Origin of the sequence: Pseudoalteromonas sp. McH1-7 (assembly GCF_013366255.1) — a bacterium.
GTDB lineage: Bacteria > Pseudomonadota > Gammaproteobacteria > Enterobacterales > Alteromonadaceae > Pseudoalteromonas > Pseudoalteromonas peptidolytica.
This window is the reverse complement of the sequence record NZ_JABWPQ010000010.1, coordinates 1-13,654: the sequence shown is the minus strand read 5'-3', so window position 1 is coordinate 13,654 and position 13,654 is coordinate 1. Positions and strand designations below refer to the sequence as shown.

9 protein-coding genes are annotated in these 13,654 nt (G+C 42.3%); 4 read left to right on the top strand and 5 right to left on the bottom strand.

All coding sequences use genetic code 11. The annotated features are described in order from the left end of the window. Nucleotides 1-78 precede the first annotated feature (78 nt). From HUZ36_RS08775 to HUZ36_RS08765, 3 genes are all read right to left on the bottom strand, one after another. Nucleotides 79-921 carry a substrate-binding periplasmic protein gene (locus tag HUZ36_RS08775; RefSeq protein WP_176032607.1) on the bottom strand — a complete coding sequence of 281 codons (843 nt, stop codon included), beginning with the start codon at nt 919-921 and terminating at the stop codon, nt 79-81. A 640-nt stretch (nt 922-1,561) separates the two neighbouring features. After that, a complete protein-coding gene (locus HUZ36_RS21715) occupies nt 1,562-1,816 on the bottom strand; it encodes a hypothetical protein (protein ID WP_252095777.1) in 255 nt (84 codons plus the stop codon). A gap of 56 nt (nt 1,817-1,872) precedes the next feature. Next, the gene (locus HUZ36_RS08765; RefSeq protein WP_176032606.1) at nt 1,873-2,784 is read right to left on the bottom strand and encodes a GlxA family transcriptional regulator; all 912 of its coding nucleotides are present in this window, start codon (nt 2,782-2,784) and stop codon (nt 1,873-1,875) included. Between the two features lie 103 nt (nt 2,785-2,887). On the opposite strand from HUZ36_RS08765, the gene HUZ36_RS08760 reads away from it, so the two are divergent. After that, nucleotides 2,888-3,403: a cysteine hydrolase family protein gene (locus tag HUZ36_RS08760; protein WP_147389156.1), complete on the top strand. Its 516-nt coding sequence runs from the start codon at nt 2,888-2,890 to the stop codon at nt 3,401-3,403. 152 nt (nt 3,404-3,555) lie between these two features. Here HUZ36_RS08760 and HUZ36_RS08755 read toward each other — a convergent pair whose 3' ends face one another. Further along, complete coding sequence (locus HUZ36_RS08755) at nt 3,556-5,733, bottom strand: malate synthase G (RefSeq protein ID WP_176032605.1); 2,178 nt, start codon at nt 5,731-5,733, stop codon at nt 3,556-3,558. 247 nt (nt 5,734-5,980) lie between these two features. Between HUZ36_RS08755 and HUZ36_RS08750 the strand changes: the two genes are divergently transcribed. Further along, complete coding sequence (locus HUZ36_RS08750) at nt 5,981-7,585, top strand: isocitrate lyase (protein ID WP_176032604.1); 1,605 nt, start codon at nt 5,981-5,983, stop codon at nt 7,583-7,585. A gap of 481 nt (nt 7,586-8,066) precedes the next feature. Next, nucleotides 8,067-10,118 (top strand): ATP-binding protein, encoded by a 2,052-nt coding sequence (locus tag HUZ36_RS08745; RefSeq protein ID WP_147389154.1) that lies wholly within the window; start codon nt 8,067-8,069, stop codon nt 10,116-10,118. 46 nt (nt 10,119-10,164) lie between these two features. Here the strand turns inward: HUZ36_RS08745 and HUZ36_RS08740 are convergent, their stop codons facing one another. Then, nucleotides 10,165-12,708 (bottom strand): TonB-dependent receptor plug domain-containing protein, encoded by a 2,544-nt coding sequence (locus HUZ36_RS08740; protein ID WP_176032603.1) that lies wholly within the window; start codon nt 12,706-12,708, stop codon nt 10,165-10,167. 326 nt (nt 12,709-13,034) lie between these two features. On the opposite strand from HUZ36_RS08740, the gene HUZ36_RS08735 reads away from it, so the two are divergent. Next, nucleotides 13,035-13,520, top strand: coding sequence for a hypothetical protein (locus tag HUZ36_RS08735; RefSeq protein WP_128730445.1), 486 nt, complete (start codon nt 13,035-13,037; stop codon nt 13,518-13,520). The last annotated feature ends 134 nt before the right edge of the window (nt 13,521-13,654 follow it).

Sequence of the window (13,654 nt, the reverse complement as noted above, 5' to 3'; positions counted from 1 at the left end):
AGCTGAGGTTTGAATAAGAAACTTTTAACGCAGTTAGCGTCAGAGTTGCCCCTTCAAATTGAACAAGTATTAATGGTGTTAATGCGACTGCACTGGCAACAGATGAGTAAATTGGTTGGGTTCTGTCGTTGTATCAAGGATGAGACTAGATTGGTAGGTACTAACTAATAGCTCTATTTTGGGTTTTAACTGCACTATCGCATCGTTAATTTTACTGATTAATCTTGGGCTAAAAACGCCATTTCTGAGCAAAAAATGTACTTGATTATCGTGTACCACGTACGGCCAAGCTTTTGCAGAGTCTAACCCCTGCTCATTAATAAAATAACTACCAGTTATCACATCATCAACCACAAAGTCGACTCGGCGCTTCATCAGCATTTCTATCCTGCGCTTCGCGCTAGCAATACCAACAAACTGTTCTTTGTAGCGCGTATCATTTTTTAACGTAGCAAGCTCTTGACCATAGAAAGAGCCAATGCTTAACCCAATCGTTTTTGTCTGTTTGACAAGTGACTCTAAACTGGGAATTTCCATCGCAGGAGACAACGAGAATAAGCGCATTCGCTCAAAACGGTAGGGAAGGGTAAAATCACCGTAGCGCTCCCTATCTTTGGTATAGCTGACCATCACAGCAACATCAATGACCCCTTTTGTCATTTCTTCAAACGTCCGAGCGCTTGAAGGCAAGCGTATATAATTAGTACATATCGAGACATGTTGAAACACCATTTCAGCAATATCAACATCCAGACCCCAAGGCCCTAACTGATCAAAAGCCGTTAACGGTGGCCAATCTGCAACAACACCGATATTAACTGTTTTGCTGCATTCACTGGCATATGCAGGGGTAAATACCACTCCCCACACCAAGGTAGCCATGCCAATCAAGTTATTCACTGATATGTAATGCTTAACCATGGCACCTCGTGAGCAAGTCTATGACAATCGGCCTTATAGCATGACACTCCGTTCATTACATAGGCACAATCGATGTTAGTAACGATATATTTACCTAAAGCCTAGATTACAATGCCTGATTATTAAACTATTTAAATCAAAAAACACAACGATGCTCACTGGAGCAAAAGAGTGTGACGTAACCTCCCCGTTACATCGCGCATGTTTTAGCAACTCATGGCAGGTATTCGCATACCTCTGCAATATAGATATTAAATAGATGATCGATTCTAAAGGCGACCTCAAACGAAGGGGAATACTTGACAGCTTCAATGATCATAACCGCTCGCTTCGTAACGCCCAATTCGCTTAGCAAGTTCTTTTTGTGTCATCTTCCGCTCATAAAACGTAGCATTTTGCTTTTGTTTTTTATTGGTAAATCAGCCATAGACAGCTCCCAAACAATCTTTGACGAGCAGCCTTCCTTAACTGACCAATTCAGCGAGCAGAAATGCAATCACTAAAATATGAAGTGGTGCAAATAGTAGTTCAAATGGAAGTGCTTGCGGCCAATTTTGCGCTTCAACAGAATACTGGAAAATCGAGATACACACATCAACCTAAAGTACCCAATAGGCAAATTTTCCCCCTGGTAATGCAATCAACTTTCCCGCTCACCTAACGGCTTATCCATATCTCTATCGCTAACAGGGGGCAGTAGTAGCAGATCTACAATAGATGTCACCATAGCAATAACAATCACCTTGAGTAATAATCCTGACACCCAACTCGGAGCTCGACTTAACGGCTCCGTAGCCGCAGTTATTTCACCTAGATAAATACAAGATATAGTAATCGTTAAATCACGGAAACTCTGCAAGTCTAAAAACGCTTTAATCTTGTTGCTGCTTTCCATATTATCTTCAATTTACTCAGGGCTAAGTATTTTTGCTTCAGGTAAAGTTCAAATAACTAGAAACGTTTTCGAAACTCGCTTGGCGTTAAGCCCATATACTTATTAAACACCTTACGGCAGGCCGTCGTATCTTCGTATCCTACCTGGTGCGCAATCCAATCAAATGGTTTGCTCGTGCTTTCTAATAAATCACACATTTTTTGCACCCGAAACCGTTGCAAATATTGATTAGGATTGAGTCCGAGTACCTTAGCAAAACGTCGCTGTAGGGTTCTTTGCGTTAGTAGGGCAATATCAGCCAGATCTGCAATTGAAATATTGTGGCCATAATGGATATTAATGTATTGCTGAGCTCGCTGCACAGCATCATCACCATGTTGAAAATTCGGTTGAAATTGATGATAGTAGCTCTGCTCCCGCTGAGCAGTATCTACCACTAGCGTTTTGCCTAACTTACGCATAACTAAGTGACCGCTGTATTTTTTGACTAGCTCTAATCCAAGATCAAGCCATGACATCATGCCACCAGCAGACATAATATCATTGTGATCTATTAAAATTTTACGCGTATCAACAGGCTGGTTAGGAAAGTGCCGTTTAAATTCCTCAGTTAACCCCCAATGCGTAGTAAGCAAACGCTGATGACTTAGCCCCGAGGCAGCGAGTATAAATGCTCCCGCACAAGCAGAAGCAATAACAGCACCTTGTCGATGTTGCTTATTTAACCAAGCAAGTAATTGAGGGTCAGGTGTAAGATAAAAATCAGAACTAACACTCGGCGGTAATAACACAATATTGTAATCCCCCTTTACAGCGCTACTGAAGGTGGCAACATGTGTTGTAAATCGGGTATTCAGCGACTCTTCGATACAAATTCTATCAGCTAGAAAAAACAGCTCTTCTAGACCATACACAGCCGACTTCATCACATGAGGGTAGTGACAAATCGCCACTTTGATTAGTTTCATCTGTATTGTCGAATTTAAACTCAAAAATGTCATTTTAGACACTGCAGTCAAAGTTACAACTCCAGCACAATACCTCTGTAAATTAACTAACGAGGTAAAAGAAATGAACAAATGTGCACTATTGGTGATCGACATTCAAAATGATTACTTTCCTGGAGGGCTTTTCCCGTTATGGAACACCGAAAATACACTAGCAAACATCAACAGCGCTATCAAAAAAGCAGCAGAGCAAAGCATGGAGATCATTTATGTCCAGCATATCGCTAATCCAGAACAAGAAAAAGCACCATTTTTCAATCCCGGTACTCGCGGTGTCGAACTTCATAATTGCCTACGCCAAGCACAAGAAAACGGCCACCATATCGTAAAGTCCTACGCTGATAGCTTTGAGCAAACTTCATTAAACGGTTTGCTCCAATCTAAAGATATCGATACTTTATATATCTGCGGCATGATGACACAAAACTGTGTAACACATACTGCGCTATCTAAATCGGCGGAGCAGTACAATGTTTGTATTCTCAGTGATTGCTGCACAGCCCCAGATGAAATGATCCACAAAATTGCACTCAGCGGTGTTTCAACACGAGTACCTTTTGTCACCGTATCGCAAATGTAGTCTATCACTACTAAATATAAGCAGAAGCTCGTAGTGATAAATCACGACCTACAAACCAAACGAAGATCGAGGTTTACCTCTACACAAGCATAACAACCAAAAAGGCCAGATTAACCAATCCTTGATTTGAGTGACATCGAAATGAAAAGGTACTAATTCGCCTGCTGCTTATAAGCTTGCCGATAGGTGTGAAGCAGCGGCTCGGTGTACCCATTGGGTTGTACTCGGCCTTCAAATACCAAAGATAATGCAGCTTTGTATGCAAGGTTTTCACTCAGAGGCTGATGCTCATTGAGCATGGGTTGGTACAGCTTGTCACCTTCGTTTTGACCATCTACTACAGCCGCCATTCGCCTAAAGGTCTTTTCTACCTGCTCTTCACTACAAATCCCATGATATAACCAGTTAGCAATATGCTGGCTTGAAATCCTAAGTGTTGCTCTATCTTCCATTAATCCAACGTGATTGATATCTGGCACTTTGGAGCAACCCACACCTTGATCTATCCAGCGCACTACATAGCCCAAAATACCTTGTGCGTTGTTGTCTAATTCAGCTTGAATATCCTCAGCAGACAGCTCGCGGTCTAGCATCAGAGGCGGTGTCAGTAGATTATCGAGCGACGCCTGCTGGCGCGTTTTTATCTCGAGTTGACGTGCAAATACATCTACATAGTGATAGTGCATTGCATGGAGCGTTGCTGCGGTAGGAGAGGGCACCCACGCAGTATTAGCACCAGACTCAGGATGACCTTGCTTTTGCTCCATCATCAGCGCCATTTTATCTGGCATTGGCCACATGCCTTTGCCGATTTGTGCCTTTTTCCTAAAACCGGTTTTAAGACCAATATCCACATTTTGATCTTCATAAGCAGCTATCCAGGACTGGCCTTTAATCAATGTTTTTGGTAATACTGGGCCTGCTAACATTGAGGTATGAATTTCATCACCGGTTCTATCCAAAAAGCCGGTATTTATAAATACAACACGCTGTTTTGCAGCAGCAATACAAGCTTTTAAATTCACTGAAGTGCGACGCTCTTCGTCCATAATACCCATCTTGATGGTATTTTTTGGCAGTGAAAGTAATGCTTCTACTCGACTAAACAAGGTATCAGTGAAGGCAACCTCTTCAGGACCATGCATCTTTGGCTTCACGATATTGATACTTGCTGCCGTCGAGTTTTTAAACGGACTATTTCCCTGCAAATCATGCAGTGCTGCGGTGCTTGTCATGATGGCATCTAAGATCCCTTCAAACTGCTCATTTCCTTCTGCGTCCAGCACTGCTGGTGTTGTCATTAGGTGGCCAACGTTACGCACAAACATCATAGCGCGACCTTTTAGTGTAATACGCTGGCCTTGTGTATCTACGTAACTTCGGTCGGTATTTAGCGTCCTGGTCAATGATTTCCCTGACTTTTCGAAGCTCTCACTCAAGCTCCCTTTCATCAGACCTAACCAATTTTGATATACCAAGACTTTGTCTTTAGCATCCACCGCCGCAACAGAGTCCTCACAATCCATAATAGTCGTAAGTGCAGATTCGAGAACGACATCTTTGATCCCTGCTTTGTCAGCTTGCCCGACCGGATGATGTGGATCAATTTGGATCTCTATATGGAGATCATGATGACGCAGCAATATTGCACTTGGGTTTTGTGCCTCCCCCTGATAGCCCACTAGCTGCTCAGGCTGCTGCAATGATACTTGAGCGCTATCGTTTAGCGTGATCACCAAGTTTCCGTCCAGAATTGCATAGTTCGTACTTTCTATGTGAGAGCCCTTTGCTAACGGCAGCGCGTTATCAAGAAACTGCCTAGCATAAGCCATAACTTTAAATCCACGCGTTGGATTATAGTCTTGAGTACGTTCAGCTCCATCCTCTTCGCTAAGAACATCAGTACCATAGAGCGCATCATACAAAGATCCCCAGCGGGCATTAGCTGCATTTAGCGCAAATCTAGCATTACTCACAGGTACCACTAATTGCGGCCCTGCAGCACTGGCAATTTCAGGTTCTACATGTTTAGTTTCAATGACAAAATCTTCAGGTTCTGGCTGCAAATAGCCAATTGATTCAAGAAATGTCCGATATTCAGCAGCTTGCCAATCAGGGTGAGAGAGGTGGTAATCGTCAATTTGCTGTTGCAGGGTATCACGCTTGTTGAGTAACGCTTGGTTTTGCTTACCAAGTGCCGAAAAAATATCCGCAACACCTTGCCAAAATTGATTGACCGCTATCCCGGTGCCGGGAAGTAAAGATTGCTCGACAAACTGCGCCAGAGGAGTCGCAATTTGGAAGCCTGAATAAGTGACATACTTGCTCATGGAGAGTCCTTGATTAACATTTTTTGAACGGGATAGATCAAACATAAAACAATTTTTGGAAAAACGAACCCCTTTCCTCATTCACAAAAAATATACTCGCAATAATAACTATAAATTTAAAAAATCTAATTTATCGGCCTAGTGTTTAATTAAGCCCGCAGCCAACCACTCTCACATCAGGTGGCTTCGTGTAACAAACAACCAGAACTTAATTTGATTTATAGTACCCGTTCGAAGGAAGCTAATTATGTCTCAGTATCAAACTCAGTTAGATCATTTCTCTAGTCTATGTCAAAGCCAAGGAAAAACTTGGCAGTCTATCAGTCCTGAGTATGCCAGCCGTATGCACCTACAAAACCGCTTCAAAACCGGTTTGGACATCGCAAAATATACAGCCAAGGTGATGCGTGAAGATATGGCAGCATACGATGCTGATAGCAGCCAATATACGCAATCCCTTGGTTGTTGGCACGGCTTTACAGCGCAACAAATGATGATGGCAGTAAAGCGTCACAACAAAACCACGAAACGCTCTTACGTATACTTAAGTGGCTGGATGGTTGCTGCGCTGCGCTCAGAGTTTGGCCCACTGCCAGACCAAAGTATGCACGAAAAAACAGCAGTTCCAGCTTTGATTGAAGAGATCTACACCTTCCTCAAGCAAGCCGATGCGCGAGAGTTAGACCATCTCTACAAAGAGCTTGATGCAGCAAAAGCCAAAGGCCAAGACACAACCGAGATCCTTAACAAAATCGATAATTTCGAAACCCATGTAGTGCCTATCATTGCAGATATTGATGCCGGTTTTGGTAACGAAGAAGCAACCTACCTATTAGCTAAACAAATGATTGAAGCGGGTGCTTGTGCTATTCAAATCGAAAACCAAGTATCGGACGCAAAACAGTGTGGCCACCAAGCAGGTAAAGTAACGGTTCCCCATGAGGATTTTTTAGCTAAGATTAGCGCTGTGCGATACGCATTCCTTGAACTTGGTGTTGAAGATGGCGTGATCGTTGCCCGTACCGACTCATTGGGTGCAAGCTTGACGCAAAAAGTACCAGTCTCAAAAGCTGCTGGCGACCTTGCGAGTCAATACACCAGCTACTTAGACACAACGCCTGTGACCTCAGCCGCTGATTTACAAGAAGGTGAAATGGCAATTAAGCTGGGTGGCGAATTACAAAAACCGGTTCGCTTGGATAACGGCCTATATCAATTCAAAGCAGGTACAGAAAAAGATCGTGTGGTCCTAGACTGTGTAACTAGCTTGCAATCAGGTGCAGATCTATTATGGATTGAAACCGAAAAACCAAATATCGAGCAAATTGCCGAGCTGGTTAACCGAGTTCGCGAGCAAGTGCCTAACGCTAAGCTTGTGTACAACAACTCACCATCGTTCAACTGGACATTAAAATTCCGCGAGCAGGTATACCAGCAATGGCAAGAACAAGGTAAAGACTTATCAGCATACCCTGATCTAAGCACAGATGCGAAGGTATTGATGGCGCCAGAATTAGACACAACCGAATTAGCTACAGAAGCTGATAGACTGGTGCAAAACTTCCAGCGGGATTCCGCAAGAGAAGCGGGGATTTTCCACCATCTAATTACACTGCCAACTTATCATACAGCAGCGCTAAGCACCGATATTCTGGCTGAGGGCTATTTTGGTGACGCGGGTATGCTTGCCTATGTACGCGATGTGCAACGACAAGAAATCCGTCGCGAGCAAGCATCAGTTAAACACCAAGACTTAGCTGGTTCTAATATAGGTGACACTCACAAAGAATACTTCTCTGGCGAAAATGCACTAAAAGCTGGCGGTGAAGCCAACACTATGAACCAGTTCTAACATTTGATTTATTTAGTTCCAAAATCAGTAAGGGCCGCAAGGCCCTTTTCAGAGCTTGAGATTATTAGATCAGGTTTTTACTAGCTTATCAGTCTCAGATCACCTATTTACTAACCCTTGCTAAACAGATCATGTTTTTACTAACAACAATCAAATTTGGATCAGGATTTTATTAACCCAACAACAAACGATCCCGATCTTTTTATGAAGATCAAAGATCCTAGCTCAAAAATACTCACTTTTGACTTAAGCCACTTTTACAAACCAAAATTTTACTAACTAAATCTACGACAGGTCACATTTTTACTAACTTACTTAGTAAAATTTTGTTCTGAGAATATTCCAAGTCTTGTTCATCATATTATTAGCGCATGATTGATAAACATCAATTGTCACTGTAAACCCCCTTTACACTTTCCATATTTACCTCACTTTTTTGTGTAATGCTGCATGACAGACAAAAACGATATGAACTTAAAAGATGACTCTATTTAAGAATCTCACGCTTGCAGTGCTTATATTTTTTGCGCTGAGTTGTAATGCTGAAAATATAACGATAAAAGAAGTACAAGCACTAGAAATTGCCGGTCAGTACACCGAAGCGCTTGAAAAAATCAAAGAGCTGAGTAATACCGAAAATGATGAAACACGCTACCAAGCTATTTTTCTTCAAGCGATGATATATAGAAAGCAAGATTTATACGAAAAATCGATATCAACGCTTAACTTTATTGAAAAGCAATTCTTCCTAACTGAGATAAGAAAATATGAGCTATACCGAGAGATCGGCATCAACTATCGCAGCATCAGCAAATTAGCACTTGCTGAAGACTTTTATTTAAAAGCATTAGACTCAGCACAGTCAATGAACAAGCCAAACTTGATTGCACAAACCTATAATAACTTAGGAGTTGTCGCTGATCACAGGAACCTGCTCGCACAATCAATGCAGTATCATCTAAAGGCATATGAACTGCTTAAAGGAACAGACCAGTATGAAAAGCAAGGTGCCAATTTTTACAACCTTGGAGATATTTCTGTGCGTTTGGGGGACAAGGAAAATGCGGAGTATTTCTTTCAACAAGCGTTGATAGCAGATAAAGCATCCAAGGAGCTACGTAATGTTGCTGGTACAGCACTGCGGTTAGGGGAATTAAAATTCAAAAACAGTAAAGCTGATGAGGCACTACTTCAAATTAACGAGGCCATCGAACTTTTACGCCAATTAGATGCTCGGGTGTCGCTCAGTCGCGCACATCGAACCGCGGCATTGATTTATATTACTAAATCTGAGCTAGACAGTGCATTAACAGAGGCACTATCTGCGATTGAATATGCAACACAAACGAGTTCCACGTTACAACAATTTTATGCCTTTCTTACAGAGCTTGAAGTCAGACTTGCAAGAGCTGAACTGAAAGAAGCAAAAACATTACTGCCCACACTCGATAAATTAATAAAAATTGAAGCAGCTGAAGTACTGCAAGAAAAATATCACCATTTAAAAGCACAAGCCTTAGCACTTGACGGCAACTTTGCGGATGCGTACCAATTTATGTATTCAGCTGCAGAGCTGCAATCGAACATCCATGCTGACTACTTACAAAAACAGGTAAGTACTTACAAAGCTAGTATTGATGCCTTAATCCAATCTCAGGAACTTGAAAAAGCTCAGGCCAAGCAGGCTATAACAGAAATTAACCTTAAAAATGCTAAGCTTTCTACACAAATGTGGTTAGTCACTGCTATCGCCGTTTTTTTAATGGGGACTTTCTTTATCGGCTTTTTTATAGCAAAACATAGAAGTGCAACTTTGAAAGCCAAAATGTATCAATCAAACATTGCACAAAAAGACAAAATGCTGGCTGATATTTCTCATGAGCTTCGTACGCCTTTAAGTGTACTAAAACTTCACATTGAAGCCATGGAGCATAACCTGATAGATGACAGCACCATCGCTTATGCAAAAATAAACAATAAGATAAATCAACTTAACGACCTGATATCTAATGTCTACCAGCTTTCCCAAGCAGATCATAATGCTTTAGTGATCCACCCTCAGCTTTACGATGCCAAAACTGTAATACAAAGCTATGTGTATGATGTTGAGAGGTTAGTAACTAGTAATAAGTTGCAATTTATTGCTGACATTCACGTTGACGATATGGATATTCATATCGATAAGCCAAAGCTAGACCGAGTGATTGATAACCTAGCAAAAAATGCCTGTTTATATACAGATGTCCCTGGCAAAGTGCGCTTTAAAGCTGTGGTTAATAAATTTGGATTCTTCTTACAAGTTGATGATAGCTCACCTGGGGTACTGGAGCGCGAGCAAAACAAATTATTTGAACGCCTGTACCGTGTTGAAGCTTCAAGAAGCCGGGCAACAGGGGGATCAGGGCTAGGTCTTTCTATTTGTAAAAGCATAGTAGAGGCAATGAATGGAACAATTAGGCTTAAGTCAGGAAAGTTCGGTGGTCTGTGTATCCAAATAAACCTTCCCCATGCGGTAGATAGCAATTATAAATAAAAAAAGGCCAAGCGTTTGCTTGGCCATTGATTACTTCAAATCATATTTAAAAGCGATAGCTAATATTGCCATATACGAAACGGCCATCAGTGTTGTATGCCGAGAACGCTGAGTAAGGGAAGATTTGGTTAAATGTTGTAAAACCAATATTACTCACCGTATCTTGAGGATACTGGTCAAACAGGTTGTTCGCGCCGACGGCGAATTTCCAGTTGTCACCTAAATTATAGGCCACTTCCAAATCTGTAATCCATTTGGCATCTAATACTTCATCACCTGTAACCGAGCTTGAAGAATCAGTTGTTTCACCATAACGTGTTGCGCGTAGGGTTGTTTGCCAATCACCAAACTGCCAAATTGCTGCTAAGTTCCATTTATCTTTTGGTGTACCATCTTCAAATCGAGCTATTTCACGACGAGCAAAATATTCATAGCTGTCACCTAAGGCTTCTAGCTCTGCTGGGTTCGCTTTGACATCCGTTACTTCGGTATCGTTAATATTGACCGCAGCACTTAATCTCAAATCACCAAAGTCAGAGAGGTCAAAGCTGTACGTCGCAACGATATCAACACCTTGAGTGCGAGAGTCGATGGCATTTGTGAAGTACCTGACACTTTGTGTGTTAAGCTCGCCTGCTTGGCGTAAAATATCAATAACCTCAGGACCATTTAGATTCTCAGAGAGTACAATGCGGTCATCAATATCAATTCGATACGCATCTACCGTGAATGAGAACGCATCAAGTGTGTACACAAAACCCACAGTAGCATTCACTGACTCTTCAGCTTCTAGCTCGCGAGCACCGAGTGCTTTAGCAGCAGGCGTATCAACCGGAAAATGTCCAACTTCACTCGGTACGCCATTTTCAAATACGGTTGCTACTGATTTATATGATGTTTGAGCTAATGAAGGTGCTCTGAAACCGGTACTTATCGCACCACGTAACGATAGGTTGTCTGAAACCACATAGCGCGATGCAAGTTTGCTAGTAAAGGTGCTGCCAAAGTCGCTATAATCCTCGAAACGACCAGCCAAGACGATATTCCAGTCTTGTGTTAGATACGTATCGAACTCTGCAAATAAAGCGATATTGTGGCGAGATTCATCTACCGCACTTGCCGGTGAAAACCCGGCCAGTACTTGCGCACCACCAGCGGCCACAGGATTACCTTCGGCATCAAGCACCGTTAGATAAGACGCCTCGTCACCAACTTCAATTTCGTAATTTTCACGGCGATATTCAGCACCAACGGTGAAAAAAACATCGTCTGGTAAACCCAAATCCAATGCTGTTTTCGCGTCCGCATTCACTAACCACTGTGAATAAATCAACGCGCCATTATTAAATTCAGTTGGACTGGTTACGCCCATTGAGGTGTTTAGGCTGTTTACAACTCCCAAACCAAAGTCATTCACGCCATAGTTGCTGCTAATATCATAGTCCCAATCACCGCGAGTTCCTTTTACGCCAATAGCGAATGAGTAATCATCAACATCACTGACAATTTGCGGTAAGAAACCGTCTGGATAAACCGCAGTTAGATTACGGCTGTCTTTTGCACGGCGATAAAACCCACCAGAGTTACCTTCTCGTGTTGAGTAACTACCAAATGAATAAAGCTCTGTATCAGTATCTAAGTTGTAGCCAGCATTGAAAAAGAGCGCAAAGTCTTCCACTTCAGCTTTACCAAAACGATGATTGTAGCGGTCAAAAGTAAACTCTCGAGCGTCCAATTGACCGTTGTCGTCACGAGCATATTGTTCTCTTGGATCAAAGCCCGAACGATTCGTTGGCTTTTTGTCTCTATATTCGGCTGAAAGATTAATAAAGCCATCATTGCCTAGCGCAAAACCAATATTAGCACCAATGGTTGTGGTGCCGCCGTCATTGCGTTTGCGGTCATCACCTAATACAAAATCTAAATCGCCCGAAGCATCTGTACGGGTGGCTAATAAGTCAGGAACACCTGCCATCTGGGTATCGTGTTCACCATAGGTAACGCTTATACTACCGCCTTCTTCTGCATCTTTAAGTACGATGTTAATCACTCCCGCAATTGCATCTGAGCCGTACTGTGCAGCAGCACCATCACGTAAGACCTCAACACGTTTGATTGCGGCAGCAGGAATGGTATTCAAATCCACAGCTGTTGAGCCACGACCAACTGTACCATTTAAATTCAATAATGCACCTGCGTGGCGGCGTTTACCATTTACAAGTACTAAAGTATGGTCTGGTGCTAACCCGCGAAGCACAGCAGGACGCGCGTGATCAGTACCATCCGCGAGTGTTGAATTAGGAAAGTTAAAACTTGGCACCAGCGTCGTGAGTACCTGGCTTAGCTCCAGCTGACCTGTACTTTGCATATCATCTAGCGAAATGACATCGACCGGAACGGTACTTTCAGCCACACTGCGCAGACTTCTTCTGGTACCTGTGATCTCTATAACTTCAACACTGTCTTTAGCTTCAGTGTTATTACTTTCTGCCTGTGCGTGAATTGAAATAGTTGAAAGAAGCGCGGCACCGACAGCCAACGAGATTGGCTTGCGAACAGCGCTGTCTAGCTTGTTATTAATAAATTGCATAGTTTGTCCCGTGAATATGTTGAACGCAGAGTCAGTGAAAGACCGACTAGTACTTAATTTAGTCAATAGTGGAGTAAATCAAGACTGAATACGAATACCATCCGATTTACGATTAAAATGTTGGCACTTACTTATTCGATACCAACCTAAAATTAAGTAACTCTCGTAAGAAAAGACGCGAATTTTAAAATTATTCTTTCACCCACAATAAAGAATTTTTCGATCTATCTTATACCCTCAATTGGCACTGGTCTGATGTTTATTCACTCCATCTTTACTCCATATTACAACGCTTAAATATCAGCATATGAAAACGGAGAGAAACGATGACACAACGGACGCTTAAACATGCTGACTGGCTGAAAATTGTCGAGTCTAGAGCTAAACAGCAGCAACAACAGAGTAAGCCAAAGACCAAGCTGTCGCCTATGGTGATTTTGACTTTTTTGCTCGCGATGACAATTTCATTGCTGAGTGCGTGGGCACTTTTGAAAGATACAGCTACTCCCGCTAACTTAGTGCTGAGTGAAGAATCAGAAAAACGCCTCAATCGCTACTTTACTAAGCAATACATGGTAGGCAGTTGGCAATTTTCGCATATGAAAATAAGTAAAGACGACATAAACGTGTTCATTCGCATTCCCTCAGAATTGGCATTAACGGGGCAGGCGCTAAAAGGCTACATAGAACAATCTCTGTGCCCACCAGCGACGAATAATATCTGGCGTGATGTAAATCAGTTTACGCTATACATGCACTTATACTCAGGCTCACCGCGTCATAGTGATTACGCAAAGTGCAGCGCCCCGTAACTTAGTCCGATTAAAACAAAAGGCCCAGTATGTGGCCTTTTTTTGGAGTTTATACTCATTAATGGAATGGACTCTCTCCACTCCCCATCGGCGTCATAATGCGCCATATTAGTTTGGGGTAAGTTTTCACATAA